Below are 25,834 nucleotides of genomic sequence, written 5' to 3'. Positions count from 1 at the left end.
CGATGAAGCGTTTCCTGCTGCCGCTGTTCTTCTTGCTTGCCACCGGTGCGGTACAGGCGGCCGACCATGCCGCTCCCCAAGCCGATGCCGCCAAGGGCCAACAAATCGCCGCGGGCATTTGCGTCGCCTGTCACAACGCCGACGGCAACAGCGTGATTCCGGTGAATCCCAAGCTGGCCGGCCAACATGCCGACTACCTCGCCAAGCAGTTGCGCGAATTCAAGAGCGGCGCCCGCCCCAGCCCGGTGATGATGGGCATGTCCGCCGGCCTGTCCGACGACGACATGCGCAACGTCGCCGCCTGGTTCGCCGCCCAGAAGCCGAGCGGTGGTGAAACCAAGGATCGGGAAACGTTGGCGCAAGCGCAGAAACTGTATCGCGGCGGCGACCAGGCCAAGGGCCTGCCCGCCTGCGCCGGCTGCCATGGCCCGGCGGGCGCCGGCATCCCCGCCCAGTATCCGCGCCTGGCCGGGCAGCACGCCGACTATATCGAGGCCCAGTTGAAGTCTTTCCGTGCCGCCGGCGCCGATCCCAAGGACACCAGCGCCCGCGCCAACGACCCCAACAAGATGATGCGCATGGTGGCGGTCAAGATGACCGACCCGGAGATCAAGGCCGTGGCCGACTACATCGCCGGCCTGCACTGATCGGCCGATCGGCCTGCATACCCTGCGAGGGCGGCTTCGGGCCGCCCTTTTCCGTTTTGGGAGACCCCTCTCCTCCAGGGTTTTCCGCCGACCAGGCGACCATCGTCCGTCCGCGCGGCGGCTGCCCCCCCAAAACCCCATTTCGGGCACGCAGTGTTACACAGCCGCGGACACGCGGGGAATTACAGGTGTTAATCTAAATACGTCGAGCCCACCCCGAAATCGAAATCGTCGCTTCGCGCCGATCGCCCCTCAAGGGGCAGGAAAACTCGGGACGGCCCTTCGTTTTCTCAAGCAACACGGATTGTCCAAGGAGTCCCCACAAAATGTCCCCACCTTCCCCAACGCCCGGGCTCGCCGGGCGTGTTGCACTGGTCACCGGCGGAACCTCCGGTATCGGCGCCGCCACGGTGCGTGAGTTCATCGCCCACGGCGCCCGGGTCATGATCGCCGGCATCGAAGATCAAGCCGGCGCCGCCATGGTTGCGGAACTGTGCGCCGCCCACGGTGCCGAGGCCGCCCGCTATGTCCACGCCGATGTCGGCGACCTCGCCGCGGTGGAGGCCATGCTGGCCGCCACCGACCAGGCCTACGGCCGCCTGGACATCCTGGTGAACAACGCCGGCGTCGGCAATTACGGCGAGACGCCGGATCTGGCGCCCGAGCAGTGGCATCGGGTGCTGGACATCAACCTGAACTCGATTTTCTACAGTTGCAAGTTCGCCATCCCGCTGATGCGGCGCCAGGGCGGCGGCGCCATCGTCAATATCGCCTCGATTTCCGGCATGGCGGCCGATTACGGCTTCACCGCCTACGCCGCGTCCAAGGGCGCCGCGATCAACTACACCCGCGCCCTGGCCCTGGACCATGCGCGCGACAATATCCGGGTCAACGCGGTATGTCCCGGCCTGATCGAAACGCCGTTGACGACGGCCACGCTCGCGGCGCCGTCGGTCCGGGAGACCTGGTCGGGCAACATCCCGCTGAACCGCCCCGGCAGGCCCGAGGAAATCGCCAGACTGGTGCGCTTCCTCGCCTCCGACGACGCCAGCTACATGACCGGCGCGATCGTTCCGGTGGATGGCGGCCTGACGGCCTGGAGCGGCCAGCCCAACATGCCCAAGGTGCTGGGCCTGGTCTGAACCCCCACGTAATCGCTAAACAATTGGCGGAACCCGTGGATCCCCGGACGACCGCCTGCCACCGAGGAAAAAGACATGACTAAGAACGAGAGCCGCCCCGACGGGGGCGAATTGCTGGTACGGACCCTGAAGGCCGCCGGCGTCGAGGAAATCTTCGCCCTGCACGGCGGCCACCTGGAATCCTTCTGGCAGGGCTGCGTCCGCCACGGCCTGCGCCTGACCGACTTCCGCCACGAATCATCCGCCGGCCACGCCGCCGATGCCTACGCCCGCACCACGGGGCGGCTCGGCGTCTGTGTGGTGACCTCCGGCCCCGGCTTCACCAACGTCATCTCCGCCATCGCCAACGCCTATCTGGACGCCGTGCCGGTGCTGTTCATCGTCAGTTCGCCCCCCCTGCGCGACGTGGAGACCAATCCGCTGCAAGGCGGCATCGACCAGGTGGCGATGGCGCTGCCCACCACCAAGTGGGCCCACCGCGTCACCCATACCGAACGCATTCCCGAACTCGCCGCCCAGGCCATCCGCACCTGCATGAACGGCCGCCCCGGCCCGGTGCTGCTGGACGTGCCCATCGACGTGCTGCACATCCCCGTGGACGAGGCGAAGGTACGCCCGGCCACGGGCCTCAACGTGCGCACCGCGCCCGCCCCGGCGGCGGAGGACGTGGCGGCGATCATCGAGATGCTGAAGGCGGCGCAACGCCCGGCGATCTTCGTCGGCAACGGCATCCGCTTCGCCAAGGCCGAAGGCGAGCTGCGGCGTTTCGCCGAAGCCGCCGGCATCCCCGTGTTCTGCGGCGGCCACGGCTACGGCGCGCTGCCCTACGATCATCCGCTCTGGGGCAAGGATCTGGCGCTGCTCGGCGCCCTGGGCATGATGGGCCAGCCGCCGCTCGACGCGCTGCTGGTGGTGGGCGCCCGCCTCGGCCTGTTCACCGGCGGCCGCAACGAAACCATCGTGCCCAACGGCACCCCGATCGCCCACGTGGACCTGCATCCGGCCGAACTGGGCCGCCTGCGTGAAGTGAAGGTGCCGGTATTGGCCGATGCGCGCGAAACCTTCCGCGCCCTGGCCGACGCCGCACAGACGGTGGATTGGCCGGACTGGGCCGCCTGGACCGCCACCGCCACCGCCATCAAATCCATGACCGGGGCGATGTTCGGCCCGGCGCAGCCGGAGCAGTCGCCGGCCCATCCCCACCACGTGATGGAGACCCTCTCGGCGGCGATGCCCCGCGACGCGATCTACGTCCTCGATGGCGGCGAGGTCTCCGCCTGGAGCCACATGGCGCTGAAGGCGGACGCCAGCTGCCAGATCATCGGCGCCGGCTACCACGGCTGCCTCGGGACCGGCCCCGGGATGTCCATCGGCGCCCAGATCGCCCATCCGGACAAGCGGGTGGTGCAGGTCACCGGCGACGGCGCCATGGGCTTCCACATCCAGGAATTCGACACCCAGGTGCGCCACAAGCTGCCGGTGCTGACGGTGATCCTCAACAACCAGTTGTGGGGCATGTCGGCCCACGGCCAGGATCTGATCTACGGCCGCTCCAAACGCGTCATCGCCGATCTCTCCGGCACCCGCTACGCCGACATCGCGCAAGCCTTCGGCTGTCACGCCGAGCGGGTGGAGCGCCTGGCCGACCTGGCGCCGGCCCTGGCCCGCGCCCTGGCCGCCGGCAAGCCGGCCTGCGTCGAGGTGATGATCGATCCCGACGTGATGCACCCCACCATGCCCGCCATGGTCGGCGCCGACAACCCGGGGCCGAACGAAATCATGATTCCCTATTACGACAACATCGTGATGGACTGAGACGATGAAACAAGTTCAAGTCTTCAACTGCGACGACGTGCGCCTCGCCGAGGCGGCCGATCCCGAATGCGGCCCCGACGACGTGCTGGTCGAGGTCGCCGCCTGCGGCATCTGCGGCAGCGACCTCGGTTACATCCACAGTGGCGGCCCGATGGGGCCGACCGGACAGCCGATGCCCCTGGGCCACGAGTTCGCCGGGCGCATCGCCGCCGCCGGCGCGCAGGTGAACACCTGGCGCGTGGGCCAGGCGGTGGTGGTGAATCCGCTCTCCGCCGCCAACATGATCGGCAACGGCGGTCCCGAGGGCGCCTTCGCGCCGATGGTGCGGGTACGGGCGGCGGAAGCGCCGGGTACCCTGTTCGCCCTGCCGGACACGGTACCCCTGGAACGGGGCGCTCTGGCCGAGCCCCTGGCCGTGGCCTTCCACGCCGTCAGCCAGGGCGCGGCCGGACCGCAGACGCGGGCCGTGGTGCTGGGCGCCGGCCCCATCGGCCTGGGCTGCGTGATCGGCCTGAAGCGGGCCGGCGTACAGGACGTGGTGGTGCTGGACCGCACCGCCCACCGGCGCGAGATCGCCCGCCAGCTGGGCGCCGACGCCACCTTCGCCGACATGGACGAAACCTTCTGGGCGAGCCTCACCGAACGCCACGGCAGCGCCCCCTTCTACGGCATGCCGCTGCCGGCGACCGACCTGTTCATCGACTGCTCCGGCGCGCCGGCGCTGGTGGAGGCCGTGATACAGCGCGCCGCCCCCCGCGCCCGGCTGGTGCTGGTGGCGGTCTACAAGCAGCCGGCGGCCCTGGATCTGACCCTGATGATGGCCAAGGAACTGCAGCTGCGGGGCGCCTTCTCCTACGGCGACAGCTTCCCCGACGCCATCGACCATCTGACTCGCCACGGCGACGCGGTGGCGCCCTACGCCAGCCACCGCCTGCCCCTGTCGCAGTTCCACGAGGCCCTGGCCCTCGCGGCCGATCCGGAACGCGCGGCCAAGGTGCTGGTGATTCCCGACTGAGCCGGACAGTCCGGCAGACTGGTACATAGGAGACAATCGATGAAAAAACCATTTGACATTCACCGGCTGCTGCGCCGCCTGGCCGTCGCGGCGGTCCTGCCGATCCTGGCCGGCTGCGGCGCCCTGCCGCCGGCGCCGACCGCGGAGCGGGATTTCATTCTGGCGGTGATTCCCGACACCCAGAACATGGTGGACTATCGCCACCAGAAAGCCGCGGGCTTCAAGTTCGACGCCAACGACCTGTTCGTCGGCCAGATGCGCTATCTCGCCGACAACGCACGCTCGGCCGGCGGCAAGGTGGCGTTCGTCGCCGCGGTGGGTGACGTCTGGCAGCACCAGACCGCCGAAATGGATGCGGACCATGCCGCCCGCGGCCACCGCGCCGTGCCCAACCCCTATTTCTCCATGGAACTGGAGGTCACGCCCAAGGCCAAGACCGTGGAGATGCCCGCCGCCCTGGCCGGCTACCGCCTGCTCGACGGCCGTGTCCCCTTCGGCGTGGCGCCCGGCAACCACGACTACGACACGATGTGGGCCGATGCCCGCTTCCCGCCCGTGCAGCCTCAGGAGCTGGGCAGGTTCATGGCGGCCCATCCGCAGGCGCAGGTGGAATTCCGTCCCGACCTGATCGGCATGCTGCATATCGGCGGGTTGGACAACTTCCGCAGCGTGTTCGGCGCCGACAGCGCCTTCTTCAAGGGCAAGGACTGGTACGTCGCCAGCTACCACGGCGGCGCCGACAGCGCCCAGATCTTCAGCGCCGGCGGCTACACCTTCCTTCATCTCGCCCTGGAAATGCAGCCGGGCGACGACGTGCTGGCCTGGGCGGACAGCGTGATCGCGGCCCATCCGGGGTTGCCCACCATCGTCACCACCCACGACTACCTCAACGGCGCGGGCGAACGGCGCGGCAACCCGATCGTGGATCTGAAGCGCATCGACGACCGCCACAACGACCCCGAGGATCTGTGGCAGAAGCTGATCCGCCGCCACGACCAGATTTTCCTGGTGCTCTGCGGCCACCAGCGCGGCCAGGCCATGCGCGTCGACGCCAATGCGGCGGGCCATCAGGTGGTGCAGGTCCTGGCCGACTACCAGGACCGGGGCCAGTCCTCCGTCGATGCCGGCGTGCCGCCCGGCTTGCGCGGCCACCCGGTGCCCATCGGCGACGGCTGGCTGCGCCTGATGCATTTCGATTTCGCCGGCGCGGAGCCCAGCGTCCAGGTCAAGACCTATTCCCCCCATTACCGGCGCTATTCGGGAGAAACACCCGACTACGCCAAGTGGTACAAGGCGATCGAACAGCCGGCGATGAGTGACGCGGACTTCTTTGCCGCCGACGACTATCGCTTCACGCTGCCGGATTTCCGGAAGCGCTTCGGCCCGCCGCGCTGAATCCGGACCCGCCACAAAAGGACGCGGCCATCCAGGCTGGCGATTCCGGATTGAAGGCCCGCGCCGAAGCGGGCCTACTTTTTTCAAACTCGGGAAAGCACGTGCGATGAAACTTTTTTATATCCCGGGATCCTGTTCTCTGGCGCCCCATATCCTCGCGCGGGAAGCCGGAGTTGACCTGGCGTTGATTCGCGTCGAACGTGGCCAGTCCAGGACAGAATCCGGCGCGGATTTCAAGGCGCTCAATCCCAGCGGCTATGTGCCCTTCCTGCAACTGGAGGATGGGCGCGGATTGTCGGAGTGCGCCGTGATTCTGCAATATCTGGCGGACCAGGCGCCGACCAAGGGCTTGATCCCGCCGGCGGGCCACCATGAACGCTACCTGGCGCAGCAGTGGCTGAATTACATCGCCGCCGAGCTGCACACGGGGTGCTACACCATCCTGCTGCGGCCGGCGTATGGAGCCGAGGTCAAACCCTTTGTCCTCGGCTTGCTCCAGACACGCTTAGCCTATGTGGATCGTCATTTGTCTGACCATGATTTTCTCTTGGGCCCGAATTATTCGGTCGCGGACATCTATTTGTGGGTGACCTGCAACTGGGCGCAATATGTCGGCCTGGATCTGACATCGCTGCCCGCGCTTCATGCCTGGCACCAGCGTATTGGCGCGCGGCCGGCGGTACAGACCGCCTTGCGGACGGAAGGGCTGAATTTTAAAGCGGCGGCCGGGAGAACCTGATACGCCGTTGTCGCGCCCATCCGCTACGTTTGTTGAAAGGCGTTCCGGTGGCAGCCGTGTTGCAGTTCGCCACGGACGACGGTCGCTTCATGCTGCCGGGCTTTCGGAGTCGATTCGGCTTTTCGCTCTGAGCCCGGACGTACAAGAGGAGAATGCCCCCATGCAAGCATTGGTCATCGGCGGTACCGGGCCCACCGGCCCCTTCATCGTGAATGGGTTGCTCGCCCGCGGCTGGCGGGTCGAGATACTCCACACCGGTCATCACGAGGTGGACGAAATCCCGCCCGAGGTGGCCCACATCCACGTCAGCCCCCACGATCCGGTGGCCCTGGCGGCGGCCATCGGCGATCGGCGCTGGGATCTGTGCATCGCCACCTACGGCCGCCTGCGGACCATCGCCGAGATTTTCGCGGGGCGCGTCGGGCGCTTCATCTCCGTCGGTGGCGGCCCGGCCTATCTGGGCTACATGAACCCCTTTCTGCACACGCCCGAAGGCCTGCCCGCACCGCTCGCCGAGGACGCGCCCTTGGTGACGGACCCGGCCCAGGACGAGAAGGGCTGGCGCATCGTGTGCACCGAAGAGGCGGTGTTCCGCCATCATCCTGAAGCCACCCACTTCCGCTATCCCTACGTGTATGGCCCCTACCAGCCTGCCCCCCGGGAATGGATGGTGGTTCGCCGCGTGCTGGACGGCCGCCGCCGCATCATCCTGCCCGACGGCGGGCTGACTCTGGATGCCTACGGCTACGCCGAGAATCTCGCCCATGCCGTGCTGCTGGCGGTAACCCAACCGGAGCGGGCCTGCGGCGAAATCTTCAACGCCGCGGACAGCCATGCCCTGAGCCTGCGGGAAGTGGTGTTCCACGCGGCTCGGGCGCTGGACTGGGAATTCGAGATCATCGACCTGCCCGCGGCCCTGGCGCTGCCGGCGCGTCCCTTGCTGGGCCGGCCGACCACCAGCCATCGACTCTACGACCTGACCAAGATCCGCTCACGGCTCGGCTACCGCGACGTGGTCGCGCCGGCCGAGGCCGTGGCGCGCACCGCCCGTTGGCTGGCAGGCCATCCACCGCCGCCGATGAGCGGCATCCCGGTGGAAACCGTATTGCAGGACCCGTTCGACTACGCGGCGGAAGACCGGTTGATCGAACGCTGGCAGCAGGCCCTCGCCACCCTCGCCATACCCGACTGGTCAACGCCGCCGGGCTACGGCATGGCCTACAGCGGCCCCGGCGGACGAGCCCGCAGCCAGGCGACATTCGAGGAGTAGCTCAACAATTCACCCGACGGAGGCAGACCATGAACGGCAAGGGACCTTTCCACGGCATCCGCGTCATCGAGCTGGCCAGTGCCCTGGCCGCGCCCGGCGCCAGCGCCATCCTGGCCGACCAGGGGGCCGACGTGATCAAGATCGAGCCGCCGGGCATGGGCGACATCCTGCGCTACATGGGCGCGTCGAGACACGGCGTCTCCAATCTGTTCCAACACTACAACCGGGGCAAGCGTTCGCTGGCCCTGAACCTCAAGCACCCGGATGGTCTGGCCATCGTCCGCCGACTGGCGGCCGGCGCCGACGTGCTGCTGCACAACTTCCGCCCGGGCGTCGCCGAGCGGCTGGGCGTCGACTATGCCGCGCTGCGGGCCGTCCAGCCGAAGCTGATCTACGTCACCGTGACCGGCTTCGGCCATGAGGGACCTTATGCGCAAAAACCGGCCTGGGACAACGTAGTTCAAGCGTTCGCCGGCGTCGCCCATTCCCAGGCCGATACCGGGACCGGTGAACCGACCCAGTACTACCAGATCTTCGCCGACAAACTGACCGCGCTGACCGCCGCCCAGGCCATCGGCGCCGCACTGTTCGCCCGCGAACGGAGCGGCGGCGGCCAGGAAATCCGGCTGGCGATGATCGACGCGGTAGCCGCCTTCCTCTGGCCCGACACCTGCGGCAGCGCGGCTTTCCTGGAACCGGACGGCATCCTTGACGGCCAGTCCTTGGCGAAAGGCAATCGGCTGCTGCGCTTTCGCGACGGCTGGGCGCAGGTCGCGCCGACCGACGACGCCTCGTTCCTCGCGACCTGCCGCATCCTCGGCGAGGACGTCGCCGGCGATCCGCGCTTCGCGACCATCCGCGCCCGCAACGAGAATGCGCAGGAAGTCCGGACCCTTTTCGGGCGCCTCTACGCGCGTGCCCGGGAAATGGCGGTGGACGAAACCCTGGCGCAGTTGGAGGCCGCCGACGTGCCCTGCGCCAAGGCGCTGCGGGTGGACGAGTTGCCGACCCATCCGCAGTTCCAGGCCAACGGCCTGTTCTCCGTCACCGACCATCCCCGCGCCGGCCCGATCCGCGGCCCCAGAACGCCGGCACGCTTCGGCGCGACGCCGGATGTCGTCGGACTCAAGGCACCCGAACTGGGGGAGCACAGCGAGCAGATCCTCGCCGAACTGGGCTGGGAAACGCCGGCCGCCGTGCTGCGGGAACAGGGCGTGATCGCCTGAGCGTTCAGGACGGCGGGCCACCGCACCCGTCTCACGACGGAGTGGAAACAGTCGTCGATCCTAGGCACTGACCATCCATGCGGCCCACTGCCTTACTATGCGAACAAAAATAACGATCGTTCTATATATAATATCCAACGTAGCCGCACGCGAAAGGCGCTCGCCGCGACAGCATCACGGGCACCGCCCGTAAATGTGAATGCCGCCTGGGCCGTGCTCAAACTGAAATGGAGGAAAGACTGATGGCCGGACATGGTCGGATCAAGCCCCCGATGGGGCGTGACAACGGATGGTGGTGGGAGCAGGCGGCGCAAGGCGTAGTGGCGATCCAGCGGTGCTCCGGTTGCGGAACCCTGCGGCATCCGCCGCGCCCGATGTGCAGCGAATGCCGCTCCCTGGAGTGGGATTTCATTCCCGCCGGCGGCCAGGGCACGGTGCTCAGCTACACCGTGCTCTACCACCCTCAGTTCCCAGGGTATGAATATCCATTGACCACCGTCCTGGTGGACCTCGAGGAGGGCGTCCGGATGACGGCCACCTTGAAGGATTGCGACCCCGCCGATGTCAAGTTCGGCATGAAGGTCAGCGCATTCATTCACGAAGACCCGGACGGTTTCAAGATCCCGATGTTCCGCCCCGCCGCCCAGGAGAAGGTTTGATCATGCCCACCACCTTGAAGAACGAAGCTGCGATCGCCGGCATCGGCGCGACGAAATTCAGCAAGAACTCCGGCGTCTCGGAGTATTCCCTGGCCTGCGAGGCCGTGCGCAACTGCCTGGATGACGCGGGACTCGACCCCAGGGAAGTTGACGGCCTGGTGACCTACACCATGGACTCCAACGACGAGGTCGAAGTGGCCAACGCCGTGGGCCTGGGCGATCTCACCATGTACGCCAAGATCAACTACGGCGGCGGCGCCGCCGTGGGCCTGATCCACCAGGCCGCCATGGCAGTCGCCACCGGCGCGGCCAAGAACGTGGTGGTCTGGCGGGCGATGAACGGCCGCTCCGGCCAGCGCATGGGCCAGGGGGTTTCCGGCAACATCATCACCGCCGATCTGATCCACTGGTCCTGGTACATGGCCCACGGCATGGTAACGCCGGCCTCCTGGGTGACGATGATTTCCAACAAGTACATGCACGAATTCGGCGTGACCTCGGAGCACCTGGCGGAAGTGGCCATGGCCCAGCGCGAATTCGCTCAGAAGAATCCGGTGGCGGCGGGCTATGGCAAGCCCCTGACGCTGGATGAGTACATGAACGCCAAGAAAATCACCGACCGCCTCAACATCTACGACTGCTGTCAGGAAACCGACGGCGCCATCGCGCTGCTGATCACCAGCCCCGAGCGGGCGCGCGACCTGAAACACAAGCCGGCAATGATCCGGGCGGTGACCCAGGCCGCGAGCCGCGGCCAGGAGCAGATGACCAGCTTCTACCGGGCGGAGATGGACAGCCTGCCGGAGATGGAACTGGCGGCGCGCCGCGTCTACGCCATGTCCGGCCTCGGCCCCGACGACATCGACGCCAGCTGCTTCTACGACGCATTCACGCCGGAAGTGCTGATGCAGCTGGAGTCCTTCGGCTTCTGCAAGCGCGGCGAAGCCAAGGATTTCGTCGCCGCCGGCAATCTGCGCCTGAATGGACGCCTGCCCAACAACACCCACGGCGGGTTGCTCTCCGAGTGCTACATCCACGGCATGAACAACGTCGCCGAAGGCGTGCGGCTGATCCGCGGCACGTCCTGCAATCAGCCCAGGAAGAGCGATCACGTGCTGGTGTCCAGCGGCGTCGGCGTGCCGACCGGCGCTTTGATCCTCGGTCAGCCGTAAACCGGCCATGGCCGTCCCCGGTCACGGGGACGGTCGTTCCCTGCCTCAGTCGCTCAGGAACCGTTGCAGCAGGGTATTGAGGTAGCGCCGCCCCATGGCCGTGGGGCGGATGCGGTCCGTTGCCAAATGCAATAGCCCTTCGGCTTGGGCGGCCCGCAGCGGTGCCTCGATCACGGCCAGCGGCAGGCCGGTGCGCTCGGCGAACAGCGCGGGCGCGAAGCCGTCGGAGAGGCGCAACGCATTCATCAGGAACTCGAAGGGCAATTCCGTGCGCGACACTTCGCGCCGCTCCTGGACGAAATCGCCGCGTTGCGCCGCCTCCAGGTATTCACGGGGATGGCGGCGACGGGTTTCACGCACGATGTTGAACGCCGAACTGAGCTTGCCGTGGGCGCCGGCGCCGATCCCCAGATAGTCGCCGAAGTTCCAGTAGTTGAGGTTGTGGGCGCAGCGTTGGCCAGGGCGGGCATAGGCCGAGGTCTCGTAATGCTCGAAGCCCGCGCCGACGAGCGCCTCCTCCACCATCTCCTGCATGTCGGCGGCCAGGTCCTCGTCGGGCAGCGGCGGCGGGCTGTGGTGGAAGGCCGTGTTCGGCTCCAGGGTCAGATGGTAGGCGGAGAGATGTCCGGTACCGAAGGCGACCGCCGTTTCCAGGTCGTGCCGTGCCTCCTCCAGTGTCTGCTCGGGCAGGGCGTACATCAGATCGAGGTTCACCCGCTCGAAATGCGCCAGCGCCAGGTCGATCGCACGCCGGGCCTCGTTCCCGCTGTGGATACGGCCCAAGGCGGCGAGCTTGGCATCGTCGAAGCTCTGGATGCCCAGGGAGACGCGGGTCACACCCGCATCGCGGAAGCCGGCGAACTTCCCGGCCTCCACCGTGCCGGGATTGGCCTCCAGCGTGATCTCGGCGCCGGGTGCCAGCGGCAGGCGGGCGCGCAGCGCCGCCAGCAGCGTATCGATCGCCGCCACCGACAGCAGGCTGGGCGTGCCGCCGCCGATGAACACGCTGTGCACCGGCCGGTTCCAGATCTGCGGCAGGGCCGACTCCAGATCGGCAATCAGCGCGGCGACGTAGTCGTCCTCTGGAATCGCGCCCACGCCGCCTTTGGCTTCATGGGAGTTGAAATCGCAATAGGGACATTTGCGCACGCACCAGGGCACATGGATGTAGAGCGACAGCGGCGGCGGCGCCGGCAGGCCGGAAGGCACCGCGCTACTCGATGCGGCCGGCGCGGCGGCGATGGGGATGATGCGTTTCACCGCGGCGGCCGCAGACGCTCGATCAGCCTCGCCACGGCCTGTCCCCGGTGGGAGCGAGCGTTCTTGGCGTCGTGGTCCAGTTCGGCGGCGGTGAGGTCCAGTTCCGGCACCAGGAACAGCGGGTCGTAGCCGAAGCCTTCGGTACCGCGCGGGGCGGTGAGGATTTCGCCCTGCCATTCGCCTTCGGCGAGCAGCGGCTGGGGATCGTCGGCATGTCGCACCAGGGCCAGCACGCAGGTGAAATGGGCGCGGCGGTCGGCCTGTCCGGCCAGTGCCTCCAGCAGTTTCTGGTTATTACGCGCATCCGACTTCGGTTCACCGGCGTAGCGCGCCGATTTCACACCGGGCGCGCCGCCCAGGACCTCCACGCAGAGGCCCGAATCGTCGGCCAGAGCCGGCAGGCCGGTGACGCGGGCGCAATGGCGGGCCTTGGCGATGGCGTTTTCGACGAAGCTGGGATGAGGCTCCTCCGCTTCGCTGACATTGAAGGCGGACTGGGGCAGCACCTCGATGCCCAGGGGCGCCAGCAGGCGGGCGAATTCCTTGAGCTTGCCGGCGTTGTTGGAGGCGAGGACGAGTTTTTCCATCATGCCGCCAATGCCGCTTTTTGCGCCGCGACGATCTCGGTGATGCCCTTTGATGCCAGATCCACCAGGGCGTCCAGCTCGGTACGGGTGAAGGGCGTGCCTTCCGCCGTGCCCTGGATCTCGACGATGCCGCCGCTGCCGGTGATCACCACGTTCATGTCGGTGTCGCAGGACGAATCCTCGGCGTAGTCCAGGTCGAGCACCGGCTGGCCGTCGACGATGCCGACCGAGACCGCGGCGACGAAATCCTTCAGGGGGTTGGTCTTCAGCTTGCCGGCCGCCAGCAGGCCATTCACCGCGTCGTAGAGGGCGACGCAGGCGCCGCTGATCGAAGCACAGCGGGTGCCGCCGTCGGCCTGCAGCACGTCGCAGTCGAGGGTGATCTGGCGCTCGCCCAGCGCCTTCAGATCGGTGACCGCGCGCAGGCTGCGGCCGATCAGACGCTGGATTTCCTGGGTGCGGCCGGACTGCTTGCCACGGGCCGCCTCGCGGTCGCCGCGCGTGTGGGTGGCGCGAGGCAGCATGCCGTACTCTGCGGTGACCCAGCCCTCGCCCTTGCCTTTCATGAAGCCCGGCACCTTCTCCTCGACGCTGGCGGTGCACAGCACCTTGGTGTTGCCGAACTCCACCAGTACGCTGCCTTCCGCATGGATGGTGTATTGGCGGGTGATGGTGAGCTGGCGCAGTTGATCGGGGCGGCGGCCGCTGGGTCGGGTCATGGGATGTCCTCGGGTTTGAAAATTCGCAGGGAGCGAATGATGCCCGGAATTTCTCCCATGCGGAGTCTTGACGGATTCGCACTGCACCGCTCAATCCAGTCGGTATCCGAGAGGAATACTCAAGAATCCAAATTGTTGATGCCCGTCAATTCCCTCCCCATGTCCATGGGACTAGCATGGACTTAGTTAATCGCAGCGCAGCATTTCCCGTCATTCCGGAAAGGCAGACCGTGAATCTATTGAGCGCCATACTCCTCGCACATCCCAGCGGACTGGAGTCCTTGCGAACGGCATTGATGGCATTGCCCGGCGTTGAAGTCCATGCCGCATCGCCACAAGGCAAGCTGATCATCACCCTCGAAACCACGGACGACGCCGAGACGATGAGCATGTTCGAAGCCATCGGCAAGATGGACGAAGTGCTCTCGGCCACCATGGTCTATCACCAAACCGAATCCGATCCAGACAAGGAGTTCAGCTATGAAACTGACGCGGCGTGACTTCATCAAGACTCAGGCGGTTGCGGCCGCCGCCGGCGTGGCGGGCATTTCCCTGCCCGGTGCCCAGGCGCTGGCCAAGCCCCCGGCCAAGGGCAACGACGGCATCCGCTGGGACAAGGGCGTCTGTCGTTACTGCGGCACCGGCTGCGGCGTGCTGGTCGGCGTCAAGGACGGGCGGGTGGTGGCGACCCAGGGCGACCCCGACGCGCCGGTAAACAAGGGTTTGAACTGCATCAAGGGCTACTTCCTGTCGAAGATCATGTACGGCAAGGACCGCCTGACCACGCCGCTCCTGCGCAAGAAGGACGGCAAGTACGACAAGAACGGGGAGTTCGCCCCGGTGTCGTGGAAGGAAGCCTTCGACATCATGGAGGAGAAGTGCAAGGCGGCGCTGAAGGCGGGCGGGCCGCGCAACATCGCGATGTTCGGCTCCGGCCAATGGACCATCTGGGAGGGCTACGCCGCCGCCAAGCTGATGAAGGCCGGCTTCCGTTCCAACAACCTCGATCCCAACGCCCGCCACTGCATGGCTTCCGCCGTGGCCGGCTTCATGCGCACTTTCGGCATCGACGAGCCGATGGGCTGCTACGACGACGCGGAACATGCCGATGCCTTCGTGCTGTGGGGCTCGAACATGGCCGAGATGCATCCGATCCTCTGGTCGCGCATCACCGACCGGCGGCTCACCGCCAAGCACGTCAAGCTCCACGTGCTGTCCACCTTCAGCCATCGCAGCTGCGAACTGGCCGACAACGAACTGATCTTCAAGCCGCAGTCCGACCTGGCGATCCTCAACTACATCTGCAACCACATCATCCAGTCGGGCGCGGTGAACCAGGCTTTCGTCGGCAAGCACGTGAAGTTCAAGAAGGGCGTCACCGACATCGGCTACGGCCTGCGCCCCAACCACCCGCTGGAGCAGGTCGCCGGCAACAACGGCTATCCCGGCGCCGACGGCAAGCCCAAGGGCGATCCGGGCAAGGCCGCCGACATCAGCTTCGACGAGTTCAAGGCCTTCGTCGCCGAATACACCCTGGATAAAACGCATGAAATCTCCGGCGTGCCCAAGGACCGGCTCGAAGCGCTGGCCAGAACCTACGCCGACCCGAAGACCAAGGTGGTCTCCTACTGGACCATGGGCTTCAACCAGCACACCCGCGGCACCTGGGTGAACAACATGATCTACAACGTCCACCTGCTGGTGGGCAAGATCTCCGAACCGGGCAACGGCCCCTTCTCGCTCACCGGCCAGCCCTCGGCCTGCGGCACGGCGCGGGAGGTGGGCACCTTCTCCCACCGCCTGCCGGCGGACATGGTGGTCGGCAACCCGAAGCACCGGGAGGTCTCCGAGAAGTTGTGGAAACTGCCGGCCGGCACCATCCCCGACTGGGTGGGGCTGCACGCGGTGGCCCAGTCCCGCGCGCTGAAGGACGGCAAGCTCGGCTTCTTCTGGTCCACCACCACCAACAACATGCAGGCCGGCCCCAACATCAACGGCGAAATCTATCCGGGCTGGCGCAACCCGGCGGTCTTCGTCGTGCATTCCGACGTGTATCCCACCGTCTCGGCGATGTCCGCCGACCTGATCCTGCCGTCCGCGATGTGGATGGAAAAGGAAGGCGCCTACGGCAACGCCGAGCGCCGCGGCCAGTTCTGGCGCCAGCAGGTGAGGCCGCAGGGCGAGTGCAAATCCGACGTCTGGCAGTACGTGGAATTCTCCAAACGCTTCAAGACCGACGAAGTGTGGCCGGCGGAATTGCTGGACAAGAACCCCGAGTACAAGGGCAAGACCCTCTACGAGGTGCTCTACGCCAACGGCCAGGTGAATAAATTCACGCCCGAGGACGCCAGGAAGACCAATGCCCACGCCTGGAAGGACTACACCAACGAGGAAATCCAGGCATTCGGCTTCTATCTGCAAAAGGGCCTGTTCGAGGAATACGCCGCCTTCGGCCGCGGCAAGGCCCACGATCTGGCACCCTTCGACACTTATCACAAGGCGCGCGGTCTGCGCTGGCCGGTGGTGGACGGCAAGGAAACCCTGTGGCGCTTCCGCGAAGGCTACGATTCCTACGTCCCCAAAGGTGAGGGGGTGCGCTTCTACGGTTACCCGGACGGCAAGGCGGTGATCTTCGCACTGCCCTATCAGCCCGCGGCGGAAATGCCGGACAAGGACTACGACCTCTGGCTATGCACCGGCCGCGTGCTGGAGCACTGGCACACCGGCTCCATGACCCGGCGCGTGCCCGAGCTCTACCGCGCGATGCCGGATGCCTGGATCTACATGAATCCGGAAGACGCGGAAAAGCGCGGCCTGAAGCGGGGCGACACGGTCAAGATGGCCACGCGGCGCGGCGAGGTCATCACCCGGGTGGAAACCCGTGGCCGCAACAAACCTCCCGCCGGTCTGGTGTTCATGCCCTTCTTCGATGAAATGCGGCTGGTGAACAAGCTGACCCTGGACGCCACCTGCCCGATCTCGAAGGAGACGGACTTCAAGAAATGCGCCTGCAAGATCGTCAAAGTCTGAGTCCGCAGCAGCCCGCGTGAGGGGCGTCGACGCCGCGCCCCTCACGCTCGAATCCTTTAGCTCGAACCCCTTACGCCCGCACCCCTGACGCTCGCGCCACCGCAATCATGGCCAACAGCCCACGCCGCCAGTTCCTCTTCGACGCCGCCCGCTCCGCTTGCGGCGTGGCGGCCCTCGGCCTGGGCCTGGGGCTCTTCGCCAGGCAGAGCCGGGCGCTGCCGCCGGCGGCGGTGCGCCCACCCGGCGCGCTGGCCGAGGCCGATTTCCTCGGTGCCTGCATCCGCTGCGGCCTGTGCGTACGCGACTGTCCTTACGGCATCCTCGATCTGGCCCGACCGGAACAACCCGTCGCCACCGGCACGCCGTATTTCGTGGCGCGCCGCGGGCCTTGCGAGATGTGCGAGGACATCCCCTGCGTCAAGGCCTGTCCGACCGGCGCCCTGGATCATGGCCTGACCGACATCGCCAAGGCCAAAATGGGCTTGGCGGTGCTGGTGGACCACGAGACCTGCCTCAATTTCCTCGGCCTGCGCTGCGACGTCTGTTACCGGGTCTGCCCGCTGATCGACAAGGCCATCACCCTGGAGCCGCGCCACAACGAACGCACCGGCCGCCACACGATTTTCGAGCCCGTGGTGCATTCCGACCAATGTACCGGCTGCGGCAAATGCGAGCATGGCTGCGTGCTGGAAACCGCCGCCATCAAGGTTCTCCCCCTCGCCCTGGCCAAGGGCGAACTGGGCGCCCATTACCGGCTGGGCTGGGAAGAGCAGAAAAAAACCGGCCACTCGCTGATCGACGACCAGCAGATCATCGATCTGCCCGACCGGCTGCCGGAAGGCACCCAGTTGCCCGGCCACTGGGATCCGGGCAGCGCACCGCCGCTACCTGCCGGCGCCGCCGGCGTGGATAGTGTTCCCCGCACGCTGCCGGCGGCGCCGGCCCCCGCTCCGGCGCCGCATGCCACACTGCCCGGCGGCGGTCTGGCCGACCGGCTCTCCGACGATGCGCCACGCTGAACGGCCATGAATACCGTGCCCGCCACTGCCCTATCGTCCCCGCGCTCCTGGTGGCGCGCCCGGCGCTGGCTGCTGTTGCGACGCCTGAGCCAGGCAGGCGTGCTGTCGTTGTTCCTGGCCGGCCCCTGGCTGGGCTGGTGGCTGGTCAAGGGCAACCTGAATTTCAGCCTGACCCTGGGCACCCTGCCCCTGGCCGACCCCTATGTGCTGCTGCAATCCCTGCTGAGCGGCCATGCGCCGGAACGACTGGCGCTGATCGGCGCCGCCATCGTGCTCGTCTTCTATCTGCTGGTGGGCGGGCGCGCCTATTGTTCCTGGGTCTGCCCGCTCAATCCAGTCACCGATGCGGCCCACTGGCTGCGGCGGCGCCTGGGCATCAAGGGCGGCGCCCAGCTCGGGCGGCAGGTGCGCTACTGGATACTTGGGATGACCCTGCTGCTGGCGATCGCGACCGGCAGCCTGGCGTGGGAATTGATTAACCCCGTGTCGATGCTGCACCGCGGCCTGATCTTCGGCATGGGCGCGGCCTGGCTGGTGGTGTTGGCGGTGTTCCTGTTCGATCTGTTCGTGGCGGACCGCGGCTGGTGCGGCCACCTGTGTCCGGTGGGCGCCTTCTACAGCCTGCCGGGACGATTCAGCCTGCTGCGCGTCAATGCGAGCCGGCGCGGCGATTGCGACGACTGCATGGACTGCTACGCCGTCTGCCCCGAACCGCGCGTGCTGCGCGCACCGCTCAAGGACATGCGCACCGCGCCGCTGATCCTCGCCCCCAGTTGCACCAATTGCGGCCGCTGCATCGACGTCTGCGCCAAGGACGTCTTCAGCTTCGGCAGCCGCTTTCACAATTCTCATGCTTCATCCGCCGCCGGCCGACCCTCCATCGCGCCCGACGACCAAAATCCATCCTGAAGGGGAGCTCATCATGAAAAGGACCATCACCATCACTCTGGCGGCACTCCTGACCAGCATCTCTGGCTGGGCGGTGGCGCAGCAGGTCGCCTCGCTGCGCGGAGAAGGCGTCGCCAGCGACGACAAGGCGCCCGTGGAAATGAGCTACCAGGGCAGGAAGCCCGGCCTGCAAAAACCGATTGCCCGCACCTTCGAGCAGCAGCCGCCGCTGATTCCGCACATGATCACCAATTTCGACGACATCAACCTGGAGGAAAACCAGTGCCTCAGTTGCCATAGCGTCGAGAAGCACAAGGAAAAGCGGGCGCCGAAGATCGGCGACAGCCACCTGACCAACAACGAGGTGAGCATGACGCGCTATCAGTGCAACAACTGTCACGTGCCCCAGGTGGATGCCAAGCCCCTGGTCGAAAACAACTTCGTCGCCAAGCCCGGCAAGACCGCGGCCAAGCGCTGAGCCGACCGCTAGCTAGAGGCTCGCCCCCCTTCGCTCCCCTCCGGGGGGGTCGAGTTACGGCTCGCTGCGCTCGGGCGTTTGGGGGAGCTTCGTGGCGGCACCGATGCGTTGCGGCTTCGCCGCGTGCCGCTTTTCCCCATCGTGGGAAATAGCGGCCCGGCGGAAAAGCTTGTTTTTCGCGCTAGAGTGCCCGGACCGTCACGGCCCGTTGCGGACAGACGCCGACGCAGGCACCACAGCCGGTACAGGCCGCTGCGGCCACGACGGGCAATGACACGGCGCCCGCAAGCGGGGGGAAGCCGATGGCCCCGAGCAGGCAGGCGTCGCCGCAACTGCGGCAGACCACGCCGTGGCGGGCCAGGCAGTCGGCGCCGATCTGCGCCACCCGATGGGCGGGGGCGCCGCTGCCGTCGGCCCGCAACGCCCCGGTTGGACAGGCGCGCTGGCAGGCGCCGCAAAAGCTGCAAGCACCGAGCGCGAAATCCAGCGCCGGATATCCTCCCGGACCCGGGATCAGGATGCGCTCCGGGCACGCCTGCAGGCAGTCGCCGCAGCGCCGGCAGGCCGTGACGAACTCGGTCTCGGCCAAGGCCCCGGGGGGCCGCAGGGGCGACGTCTTGCCCGCCAGGTCGCCGCGCAGAAATTGTCGTCTCGATACCATGCCCGGCAGCCTACTGGAAAGCCGCTTGCCCCACCATGGCGGGGATCAAGTCAGGATCCGAGCATCCCCTTCAGGCGCGACAGCACGCCACGCACCGGTCGCCGATAATCCTCCCGGCTCAATTCCCGCTGCAGGGCGAAGACGCTCTGGGGCCGGGCCAGGGGGTCCAGTTGCAGGCAGAGGTCGATGATTTCCAGCAGATGTCGCGAGTATTTTTTCGCCCCGACCTCGACGGCGGCCGGCAGCGGCTCGCCCTCGCGCCGCCGATTGGCGGCGGGAGGCGCCTTACCCGCCACGCAGGCATAGATCGTCGCGCCGACGCCGTAGATGTCGGTCCACGGGCCGCACCGGTCGATGCTCTCGTACTGTTCCGGGGCGGCGAAGCCCGGCGTGTGCATGGTCTTGAGGCGCGGCGCCTCGCTGCCGATCACTTGCCGCGCCGCGCCGAAATCCAGCAGCACCGGCATGGCGTCGGTGCGCAGGTAGATGTTGCCGGGCTTGAGATCCAGATGCAGCAGCTTGTGGCCGTGCACTTCGCGCAGGCCGTTGAGCAGGCGCGCGAACATCGTGCGCAGGAATTCCTCGCCGATCTGGCCCGAATGCTTCTGGATGTGCTCCTGCAAGGTGCGCCCGCGTTCGTAGCGCATCACCAGATAGGCGGTGCCGTTGGCGCGAAAGAAGTTCAGCACGCCCACCACGTTGGGATGGCTGAGCCGAGCCAGGGTGCGGCCCTCCTCGAAGAAACACTTCATGCCGTGGTTGAAGGCCGTCCGATGGATTTCCGCCACCACCGGCTCGGGGTTCTCGCCGGCGCGCAGGGCCAGGGAACTTGGCAGATATTCCTTGATCGCCACCGGCGTCTCCTGGGTGTCATAGGCCAGATAGACGATCGAGAACCCACCCAGGGAAATCTGTCGCTCGATGCGATATTGCTCAAGCAGGAATCCGGAAGGCAGCGGCTGATTGGCCTGAGCGGGCGACATGAGCGGGACAGGATAGAATTCCCGGCATTCTCCGTTCCCCGCCGGATGGTGTAAAGCCGTCAGGCCATCGATACCATGATCTACAGCATGACTGGCTACGCCGCCGGCGCCCGCGATCTGGGCCTCGCGGTCCTCAACCTGGAACTGAAAAGCGTCAATTCCCGCTACCTGGATCTCGGCTTTCGCATCAGCGAGGAGTTGCGACCCCTGGAAATGCCGCTGCGCGAACAGATCGGCGCCCGGCTGCAGCGCGGCAAGGTCGAATGCCGCGCCTATCTACAGTCGCAGGCCGGCCGCCGCCGCGACATCGCGCCCGACGCGGACCTGCTGGCGCAACTGGCGGCGCTCGAGGCGGCGGTGCGCCGGACCCTGCCCCAGGCCCAGGCCCTGTCGGTCGCGGAGGTCCTTGCCTGGCCGGGCGTCCTTGCCAGCCAGGAACTGCCCGCCGACCAGTTGCAGGCCGAATGCATGGCCCTGATGGGCGAACTGCTCGACGAATTCCTCGCCACCCGCGCCCGTGAAGGCGAAAAACTGGCCGCCACCCTGCGCCAACGCACCGCCCGCATGCGAGAACTGGTGACCCAGGTCGGCCCGCTGCTGCCGCGGGTACTGGGCGACTACCAGGAACGACTGGCGACCAAGCTGCGGGAGGCCGTGGCGAATCTGGACGAGGACCGCATCCGCCAGGAGGTGGGTGTGTTCGCCGCCCGCGTGGACGTCGCCGAGGAATTGGCGCGGCTCTCCACCCACCTGGACGAAGTGGACCGGGTGCTGAAAAAAGGCGGCGCGGTCGGCAAGCGCCTCGACTTCCTGATGCAGGAGCTGAACCGCGAAGCCAACACCCTGGCCTCGAAGTCGGTCTGCGCCGAGATCACCGGCATCGCGCTGGAACTGAAGCTGCTGATCGAGCAGATGCGGGAACAAGTGCAGAACCTGGAGTAGAACCTCATGAGCGGCGGAAGCCTTTTCATCGTCGCGGCGCCTTCCGGCGCCGGCAAGACCACTCTGGTCGGGATGCTGCTGGAGCGCGACCCCCAGGTGCGGCTGTCCATTTCCCACACCACCCGTCCGCCGCGGCCGGGAGAGCAGGACGGCGTGCAGTATCACTTCGTCGATGTGCCGACCTTTCAGGCGATGCGCGAGCGCGGCGACTTCGTCGAATGGGCCGAAGTCCATGGCAATTTCTACGGAACCTCCCGCCCCTGGCTGGCGCAGCGCATGGCCGCCGGCGAGGACGTGCTGCTGGAAATCGACTGGCAGGGCGCCCAGCAAGTGCGCAAGCAGTTTCCCGACGCCGTCGGCATTTTCGTCCTGCCGCCGTCGGTCGAGGAACTGGAGCGCCGTCTGCGCGGCCGCGGTCAGGATGGCGACGACGTCATCGCGCGCCGGGTGGCCGCCGCCCTGGGGGAAATGCGTCATGTCGGCGAGTTCGACTTTGTTATAATCAACGCCGATTTGCGGGTTGCACTGGAAGACCTGCTGGCAGCAGTGCGCAGCACGCGCCTTCGTCTGTCCCGCCAGCGGGAGCGTCATGGAGACGTTTTCCGCTTTCTCGAATCCCACTGACCAGGAATCCAAACATGGCCCGCGTTACCGTCGACGACTGCCTCAAGCGCATCCCCAACCGTTTCCAACTGACCCTGGCCGCGACCTATCGGGCCCGGCAGATCGCCATGGGCAGCACGCCCCAGGTCGAGGCCGAGCGCGACAAGCCGACGGTACTGGCCCTGCGCGAAATGGCCGCCGGCCTCATCGGCCTGGAACTCCTCAACCGGGGCCAGGCCTGACGCTGTGAACCGGCGGGAGGATTTTTGCCATGGCCGCACGGCGTCCGCACCCTCCCGCCCAGGCCGCCCAACCCCCGCGCTCGCCCGACCAGGCCCTGGCGAGTCAGCTGGAACGCTTCAACGCCCGTCTCGGCACCTACCTCAAGCCTGAAGAAATCGCCCGCGTCGGCGCCGCCTTCGTCTTCGGCGACGCCGCCCACCGCGGACAGTTCCGCGTCAGCGGCGCACCCTACATTTCCCACCCCCTCTCCGTCGCCGAAACCCTGGTGGGCTGGCACCTGGATGCCCATGCCGTCATCGCCGCCCTGCTCCATGACGTGATGGAGGACACCGCCATCACCAAGACGCAGATCGCCGATCAGTTCGGCAAGACCGCGGCGGAACTGGTGGATGGCGTCTCGAAGCTGGATCGTCTGGAAAACCAGACCCTGGAGGAGGCCCAGGCGGAGAATTTCAGCAAGATGCTGCTGGCGATGGCGCGCGACGTGCGCGTCATCCTGATCAAGCTGGCCGACCGCCTGCACAACATGCAGACCCTGGACGCGGTCCGTCCGGAAAAGCGGCGCCGGATCGCCCGCGAGACCCTGGAAATCTACGCGCCCATCGCCAATCGCCTGGGGCTGAACTTCCTGTTCCGCGAACTCCAGGAGCTGTCCTTCAAGCACATCAATCCGATGCGCTACCGGGTGCTCGAGAAGGCTGTCAAGGCGGCGCGCGGCAATCGGCGTGGCGTGGTGGACAAGATCCGCGAGGCCGTCGAGACCCATCTGCCCACCTGGGGCATCAAGGCCGAAATCATGGGCCGGGAGAAGCACCTGTTCGGCATCTACCGCAAGATGCGGGAGAAACACCTGACCTTTTCCCAGGTGCTGGACATCTATGGCCTGCGCATCGTGGTCAAGGACGTGCCCACCTGCTACCTGGCCCTGGGCGCGCTGCACGCGCTCTACAACCCGGTGCCCGGGAAGTTCAAGGACTACATCGCCATCCCCAAGGCCAATGGCTACCAATCGCTGCACACCACGCTGATCGGTCCCTACGGCATGCCGGTCGAGATCCAGATCCGCACCCAGGAGATGCACAACGTCGCCGAATCCGGCGTCGCCTCGCACTGGCTGTACAAGGACGATCCGGCGATCTCGGAGCTCCAGCGCAAGACCCACATGTGGCTGCAGTCCCTGCTGGAACTGCAGTCCACCGCGGACAGTTCCTCGGAATTCCTCGAGCACGTCAAGGTGGATTTGTTCATCGGCGAGGTCTATGTGTTCACGCCCAAGGGCAAGATCATCGCCCTGCCCAAGGGTTCCACTCCGGTGGATTTCGCCTATGCCGTGCACACGGACATCGGCAACCGCTGCGTGGCCTGCCGCATCAACCTGGAACCGATGTCCCTGCGCACCGAGCTGCGCAACGGCGACCGCGTGGAGATCATCACCGCGCCACATGCCAGCCCCAACCCGGCCTGGCTGACCTATGTCAGGAGCGCGCGGGCGCGCTCCCGCATCCGCCATTTTCTCAAGACCCAGCAGACCGAGGCGGCCACCCACCTGGGCGAGCGCCTGCTGGCCCGCGCCCTGGACGAAATCGGCCAGGCCCTGTCCAAGATGGACAAGGCCACATGGGACAAATTCCTCAAGACCGAAGGCACCCGCTCGCGCAAGGAGATCTACACCGACATCGGCATCGGCAAGCGCCTGGCCGCCGTCGTCGCGCGGCGCCTGCTGGCCAAGGAAACCTCGGCGCCGGAAGCCGGAAAGGCCGGCTCCATCACGATCCGCGGCACCGAGGGCATGGCGGTGCAGATCGCCGGTTGTTGCAACCCCATTCCAGGTGACCCCATCGTCGGCCTGATCCACAAGGGCCAGGGCCTGGTGGTGCACACCCACGACTGTCCCAACCTGGCGAAGCTGCGGGGCGATCGCGTGGACTGGATCAACGTCGAATGGGAAGCCGACATCGACCGCCTGTTCGAGGTCTCGATCCAGGCGCTGGTGCAGAACAGGCGCGGAGTGCTGGCCAAGCTGGCCGCAGCGATCGCCGAAGCCCAGTCCAACATCATCGACGTGCGGGTCGCCGACAAGCAGGATACGACCACCACGGTCTCGTTCACCCTGGAAGTTTCCAACCGCGTGCACCTGGCCAGGGTGCTGCGCAATCTGCGGACGGTCCCCGAGGTCATGCGCATCGCGCGGCTCAAGGACCGGAAGGCTTAAGGACCGGAAATCCGTTCCCTCACGAAAGGCGACATCATGGCCCACTACGAATCCGAGCACACCCTGTTCATCCGCGAATGGCTCAAGCAGCATCCGGAAGAACTGACGGAGCAGAAAAAGGGGCGCGCCCTGTGGTGGGACAAGGGCCCCCAGGACCCCGAGGCGGAGCGTCTGCTGGCCGAAATCGAAGTGCCGCAGAAGGCTTACTACTACGACGCCAACTGAGCGGCGCCTGCCCCGCTCATTTCTTCCGCGCCCGCGGATGGGCGGCGTCGTAAACCTGTGCCAGGCGCTGGAAGTCCAGATGGGTGTAGATCTGCGTGGTGCGGATGCTGGCGTGGCCGAGCAGCTCCTGCACCGCGCGCAGGTCGCCCGAGGACTGCAACAGGTGCGAGGCGAAGGAATGGCGCAGCATGTGCGGATGGACGTGTTGTCCCAGCCCCTGCTGTCGGGCCCAGCGCGCCAGGCGGCGCTCCACTTGCCCGGCTGACAGGCGGCCGCCGCGACGGCTGACGAACAGCGCCGCCTCGTCGGCCGCCGCCAGCGTCGCCCGCTGCCGCAGCCAGGCGGCCAGGGCCTCGGCCGCCTGTCGCCCGAGCGGCACGGTCCGCGTCTTGCCGCGCTTGCCGGTGACGGTGACTTCCCGCTCCGCCAGATCGAGATGGGGGGCCACGTCGAGGCCCGCCAGTTCCGCCAGGCGCAGGCCGGAGGAATAGAAAAGTTCGAACATCGCGCGGTCGCGCAGCTCCAGCAGATCGTTGGCCGGCGCATCGAGCAGGGCCTGCACCTGATCCACCGGCAGCGCCTTGGGCAGCGTGCGCGGCGCCCGCGGCGCGCGCACGCCCTCCACCGGATTGCGGGAAATCAGGCCGCGCCGCGCCAGCCAGCGGTAATAGGCCCGCCACGCCGAGAGTGTCCGCGCCAGGCTGCGCGGCGCCAGGCCGCGGCCATGGAGCTGCATCGCGAAACGCCGTATTTGCTGCGGCGGCACCGCCGCCAGCGGCGCGGCGCCAGTCAGCTCGGTCAACAGGCGCAGATCGCGGCGATAGGCGGCTATCGTATGCGGGCTGGCGCGCCGCTGATGCGCCAGCTCGTCGAGGAACGCGTCGGGCGTGTCCCCCGTCGGCAC

At 66.9% G+C, this 25,834-nt stretch carries 26 protein-coding genes; 20 read left to right on the top strand and 6 right to left on the bottom strand.

Annotated elements, in window-relative coordinates:
• The first annotated feature begins 2 nt into the window (after positions 1-2).
• The 10 genes from B9N43_RS14875 to B9N43_RS14835 all read left to right on the top strand — a co-directional run bounded on the left by B9N43_RS14875 (position 3) and on the right by B9N43_RS14835 (position 11,080).
• Positions 3-647, top strand: a complete 645-nt coding sequence (locus B9N43_RS14875) for a c-type cytochrome (RefSeq protein WP_145842975.1) — start codon at positions 3-5, stop codon at positions 645-647.
• Positions 648-973: 326 nt separating this feature from the next.
• Positions 974-1,789, top strand: a complete 816-nt coding sequence (locus tag B9N43_RS14870; protein ID WP_145842973.1) for an SDR family NAD(P)-dependent oxidoreductase — start codon at positions 974-976, stop codon at positions 1,787-1,789.
• A 75-nt stretch (positions 1,790-1,864) separates the two neighbouring features.
• Positions 1,865-3,604 (top strand): thiamine pyrophosphate-binding protein, encoded by a 1,740-nt coding sequence (locus B9N43_RS14865; RefSeq protein WP_145842972.1) that lies wholly within the window; start codon positions 1,865-1,867, stop codon positions 3,602-3,604.
• Positions 3,605-3,608: 4 nt separating this feature from the next.
• Positions 3,609-4,619 carry a zinc-dependent alcohol dehydrogenase gene (locus B9N43_RS14860; protein ID WP_145842971.1) on the top strand — a complete coding sequence of 337 codons (1,011 nt, stop codon included), beginning with the start codon at positions 3,609-3,611 and terminating at the stop codon, positions 4,617-4,619.
• A gap of 39 nt (positions 4,620-4,658) precedes the next feature.
• Positions 4,659-6,014, top strand: coding sequence for a serine/threonine protein phosphatase (locus B9N43_RS14855; RefSeq protein ID WP_145842970.1), 1,356 nt, complete (start codon positions 4,659-4,661; stop codon positions 6,012-6,014).
• A 106-nt stretch (positions 6,015-6,120) separates the two neighbouring features.
• Positions 6,121-6,753, top strand: coding sequence for a glutathione transferase GstA (gstA, locus tag B9N43_RS14850; protein ID WP_145842969.1), 633 nt, complete (start codon positions 6,121-6,123; stop codon positions 6,751-6,753).
• 160 nt (positions 6,754-6,913) lie between these two features.
• Entirely contained in the window at positions 6,914-8,023 is a 1,110-nt protein-coding gene (locus B9N43_RS17235) for an NAD-dependent dehydratase (protein ID WP_186453847.1), read from the top strand.
• Between the two features lie 29 nt (positions 8,024-8,052).
• The gene (locus B9N43_RS14845) at positions 8,053-9,249 is read left to right on the top strand and encodes a CaiB/BaiF CoA transferase family protein (RefSeq protein WP_186453846.1); all 1,197 of its coding nucleotides are present in this window, start codon (positions 8,053-8,055) and stop codon (positions 9,247-9,249) included.
• Between the two features lie 242 nt (positions 9,250-9,491).
• Positions 9,492-9,908 carry a Zn-ribbon domain-containing OB-fold protein gene (locus B9N43_RS14840; RefSeq protein WP_186453845.1) on the top strand — a complete coding sequence of 139 codons (417 nt, stop codon included), beginning with the start codon at positions 9,492-9,494 and terminating at the stop codon, positions 9,906-9,908.
• Between the two features lie 2 nt (positions 9,909-9,910).
• A complete protein-coding gene (locus B9N43_RS14835) occupies positions 9,911-11,080 on the top strand; it encodes a lipid-transfer protein (RefSeq protein WP_145842967.1) in 1,170 nt (389 codons plus the stop codon).
• Positions 11,081-11,125: 45 nt separating this feature from the next.
• On the opposite strand, the gene hemW is transcribed toward B9N43_RS14835, so the two are convergent.
• From hemW to rph, 3 genes are read right to left on the bottom strand one after another with little or no spacing between them, the layout of a single operon-like run.
• Positions 11,126-12,340, bottom strand: coding sequence for a radical SAM family heme chaperone HemW (gene hemW, locus B9N43_RS14830; RefSeq protein ID WP_222428751.1), 1,215 nt, complete (start codon positions 12,338-12,340; stop codon positions 11,126-11,128).
• On the bottom strand, positions 12,337-12,927 hold the full coding sequence (gene rdgB / locus B9N43_RS17435; RefSeq protein WP_222428905.1) for an RdgB/HAM1 family non-canonical purine NTP pyrophosphatase: 591 nt from the start codon (positions 12,925-12,927) through the stop codon (positions 12,337-12,339). Before rdgB ends, hemW begins: the two co-directional genes overlap by 4 nt.
• Entirely contained in the window at positions 12,927-13,646 is a 720-nt protein-coding gene (rph, locus tag B9N43_RS14820; RefSeq protein ID WP_145842963.1) for a ribonuclease PH, read from the bottom strand. Before rph ends, rdgB begins: the two co-directional genes overlap by 1 nt.
• 176 nt (positions 13,647-13,822) lie before the next feature.
• On the opposite strand from rph, the gene B9N43_RS14815 reads away from it, so the two are divergent.
• The 5 genes from B9N43_RS14815 (at position 13,823) to B9N43_RS14795 (ending at position 19,061) form a co-directional block, all read left to right on the top strand.
• The gene (locus tag B9N43_RS14815; protein ID WP_145842962.1) at positions 13,823-14,146 is read left to right on the top strand and encodes a chaperone NapD; all 324 of its coding nucleotides are present in this window, start codon (positions 13,823-13,825) and stop codon (positions 14,144-14,146) included.
• Complete coding sequence (gene napA / locus B9N43_RS14810) at positions 14,127-16,676, top strand: nitrate reductase catalytic subunit NapA (protein WP_145842961.1); 2,550 nt, start codon at positions 14,127-14,129, stop codon at positions 16,674-16,676. The genes B9N43_RS14815 and napA overlap by 20 nt, the downstream gene beginning before the upstream one ends.
• Positions 16,677-16,783: 107 nt before the next feature.
• On the top strand, positions 16,784-17,695 hold the full coding sequence (napG, locus tag B9N43_RS14805) for a ferredoxin-type protein NapG (RefSeq protein ID WP_145842960.1): 912 nt from the start codon (positions 16,784-16,786) through the stop codon (positions 17,693-17,695).
• 6 nt (positions 17,696-17,701) lie between these two features.
• A complete protein-coding gene (napH, locus tag B9N43_RS14800) occupies positions 17,702-18,604 on the top strand; it encodes a quinol dehydrogenase ferredoxin subunit NapH (protein WP_145842959.1) in 903 nt (300 codons plus the stop codon).
• A gap of 13 nt (positions 18,605-18,617) precedes the next feature.
• Complete coding sequence (locus tag B9N43_RS14795) at positions 18,618-19,061, top strand: nitrate reductase cytochrome c-type subunit (RefSeq protein ID WP_145842958.1); 444 nt, start codon at positions 18,618-18,620, stop codon at positions 19,059-19,061.
• A gap of 181 nt (positions 19,062-19,242) precedes the next feature.
• Here the strand turns inward: B9N43_RS14795 and napF are convergent, their stop codons facing one another.
• Positions 19,243-19,722 carry a ferredoxin-type protein NapF gene (napF, locus tag B9N43_RS14790; protein ID WP_145842957.1) on the bottom strand — a complete coding sequence of 160 codons (480 nt, stop codon included), beginning with the start codon at positions 19,720-19,722 and terminating at the stop codon, positions 19,243-19,245.
• Positions 19,723-19,772: 50 nt separating this feature from the next.
• Positions 19,773-20,705, bottom strand: a complete 933-nt coding sequence (locus B9N43_RS14785; RefSeq protein WP_145842956.1) for a serine/threonine protein kinase — start codon at positions 20,703-20,705, stop codon at positions 19,773-19,775.
• Between the two features lie 75 nt (positions 20,706-20,780).
• On the opposite strand from B9N43_RS14785, the gene B9N43_RS14780 reads away from it, so the two are divergent.
• Genes B9N43_RS14780 through B9N43_RS14760 form a run of 5 tightly spaced genes read left to right on the top strand, consistent with a single transcriptional unit; the run spans position 20,781 to position 24,930 of the window.
• The gene (locus B9N43_RS14780) at positions 20,781-21,647 is read left to right on the top strand and encodes a YicC/YloC family endoribonuclease (protein ID WP_145842954.1); all 867 of its coding nucleotides are present in this window, start codon (positions 20,781-20,783) and stop codon (positions 21,645-21,647) included.
• A gap of 6 nt (positions 21,648-21,653) precedes the next feature.
• Entirely contained in the window at positions 21,654-22,271 is a 618-nt protein-coding gene (gene gmk, locus B9N43_RS14775) for a guanylate kinase (protein ID WP_145842953.1), read from the top strand.
• A gap of 14 nt (positions 22,272-22,285) precedes the next feature.
• Positions 22,286-22,492: a DNA-directed RNA polymerase subunit omega gene (gene rpoZ / locus B9N43_RS14770; protein WP_145842952.1), complete on the top strand. Its 207-nt coding sequence runs from the start codon at positions 22,286-22,288 to the stop codon at positions 22,490-22,492.
• Positions 22,493-22,521: 29 nt separating this feature from the next.
• Positions 22,522-24,705, top strand: coding sequence for a RelA/SpoT family protein (locus B9N43_RS14765; protein WP_145842951.1), 2,184 nt, complete (start codon positions 22,522-22,524; stop codon positions 24,703-24,705).
• A gap of 36 nt (positions 24,706-24,741) precedes the next feature.
• Complete coding sequence (locus B9N43_RS14760; protein WP_145842950.1) at positions 24,742-24,930, top strand: DUF3460 family protein; 189 nt, start codon at positions 24,742-24,744, stop codon at positions 24,928-24,930.
• Positions 24,931-24,946: 16 nt separating this feature from the next.
• Here B9N43_RS14760 and xerC read toward each other — a convergent pair whose 3' ends face one another.
• Positions 24,947-25,834 (bottom strand): tyrosine recombinase XerC, encoded by an 888-nt coding sequence (gene xerC / locus B9N43_RS14755; protein WP_261379345.1) that lies wholly within the window; start codon positions 25,832-25,834, stop codon positions 24,947-24,949.

The organism is Denitratisoma sp. DHT3 (genome assembly GCF_007833355.1).
GTDB lineage: Bacteria > Pseudomonadota > Gammaproteobacteria > Burkholderiales > Rhodocyclaceae > Denitratisoma.
Note: the sequence above shows the minus strand (reverse complement) of the source record. Positions and strands in the feature narration are given on the sequence as shown.

Excerpts from the sequence above, each read along its gene's own strand:
- B9N43_RS14875 (WP_145842975.1), top strand. The coding sequence starts at position 3 with ATGAAGCGTTTCCTGCTGCCGCTGTTCTTCTTGCTTGCCACCGGTGCG.
- B9N43_RS14870 (WP_145842973.1), top strand. The coding sequence starts at position 974 with ATGTCCCCACCTTCCCCAACGCCCGGGCTCGCCGGGCGTGTTGCACTG.
- B9N43_RS14865 (WP_145842972.1), top strand. The coding sequence starts at position 1,865 with ATGACTAAGAACGAGAGCCGCCCCGACGGGGGCGAATTGCTGGTACGG.
- B9N43_RS14860 (WP_145842971.1), top strand. The coding sequence starts at position 3,609 with ATGAAACAAGTTCAAGTCTTCAACTGCGACGACGTGCGCCTCGCCGAG.
- B9N43_RS14855 (WP_145842970.1), top strand. The coding sequence starts at position 4,659 with ATGAAAAAACCATTTGACATTCACCGGCTGCTGCGCCGCCTGGCCGTC.
- gstA (WP_145842969.1), top strand. The coding sequence starts at position 6,121 with ATGAAACTTTTTTATATCCCGGGATCCTGTTCTCTGGCGCCCCATATC.
- B9N43_RS17235 (WP_186453847.1), top strand. The coding sequence starts at position 6,914 with ATGCAAGCATTGGTCATCGGCGGTACCGGGCCCACCGGCCCCTTCATC.
- B9N43_RS14845 (WP_186453846.1), top strand. The coding sequence starts at position 8,053 with ATGAACGGCAAGGGACCTTTCCACGGCATCCGCGTCATCGAGCTGGCC.
- B9N43_RS14840 (WP_186453845.1), top strand. The coding sequence starts at position 9,492 with ATGGCCGGACATGGTCGGATCAAGCCCCCGATGGGGCGTGACAACGGA.
- B9N43_RS14835 (WP_145842967.1), top strand. The coding sequence starts at position 9,911 with ATGCCCACCACCTTGAAGAACGAAGCTGCGATCGCCGGCATCGGCGCG.
- rdgB (WP_222428905.1), bottom strand. The coding sequence starts at position 12,927 with ATGGAAAAACTCGTCCTCGCCTCCAACAACGCCGGCAAGCTCAAGGAA.
- rph (WP_145842963.1), bottom strand. The coding sequence starts at position 13,646 with ATGACCCGACCCAGCGGCCGCCGCCCCGATCAACTGCGCCAGCTCACC.
- B9N43_RS14815 (WP_145842962.1), top strand. The coding sequence starts at position 13,823 with ATGGACTTAGTTAATCGCAGCGCAGCATTTCCCGTCATTCCGGAAAGG.
- napA (WP_145842961.1), top strand. The coding sequence starts at position 14,127 with ATGAAACTGACGCGGCGTGACTTCATCAAGACTCAGGCGGTTGCGGCC.
- napG (WP_145842960.1), top strand. The coding sequence starts at position 16,784 with ATGGCCAACAGCCCACGCCGCCAGTTCCTCTTCGACGCCGCCCGCTCC.
- napH (WP_145842959.1), top strand. The coding sequence starts at position 17,702 with ATGAATACCGTGCCCGCCACTGCCCTATCGTCCCCGCGCTCCTGGTGG.
- B9N43_RS14795 (WP_145842958.1), top strand. The coding sequence starts at position 18,618 with ATGAAAAGGACCATCACCATCACTCTGGCGGCACTCCTGACCAGCATC.
- napF (WP_145842957.1), bottom strand. The coding sequence starts at position 19,722 with ATGGTATCGAGACGACAATTTCTGCGCGGCGACCTGGCGGGCAAGACG.
- B9N43_RS14785 (WP_145842956.1), bottom strand. The coding sequence starts at position 20,705 with ATGTCGCCCGCTCAGGCCAATCAGCCGCTGCCTTCCGGATTCCTGCTT.
- B9N43_RS14780 (WP_145842954.1), top strand. The coding sequence starts at position 20,781 with ATGATCTACAGCATGACTGGCTACGCCGCCGGCGCCCGCGATCTGGGC.
- gmk (WP_145842953.1), top strand. The coding sequence starts at position 21,654 with ATGAGCGGCGGAAGCCTTTTCATCGTCGCGGCGCCTTCCGGCGCCGGC.
- rpoZ (WP_145842952.1), top strand. The coding sequence starts at position 22,286 with ATGGCCCGCGTTACCGTCGACGACTGCCTCAAGCGCATCCCCAACCGT.
- B9N43_RS14765 (WP_145842951.1), top strand. The coding sequence starts at position 22,522 with ATGGCCGCACGGCGTCCGCACCCTCCCGCCCAGGCCGCCCAACCCCCG.
- B9N43_RS14760 (WP_145842950.1), top strand. The coding sequence starts at position 24,742 with ATGGCCCACTACGAATCCGAGCACACCCTGTTCATCCGCGAATGGCTC.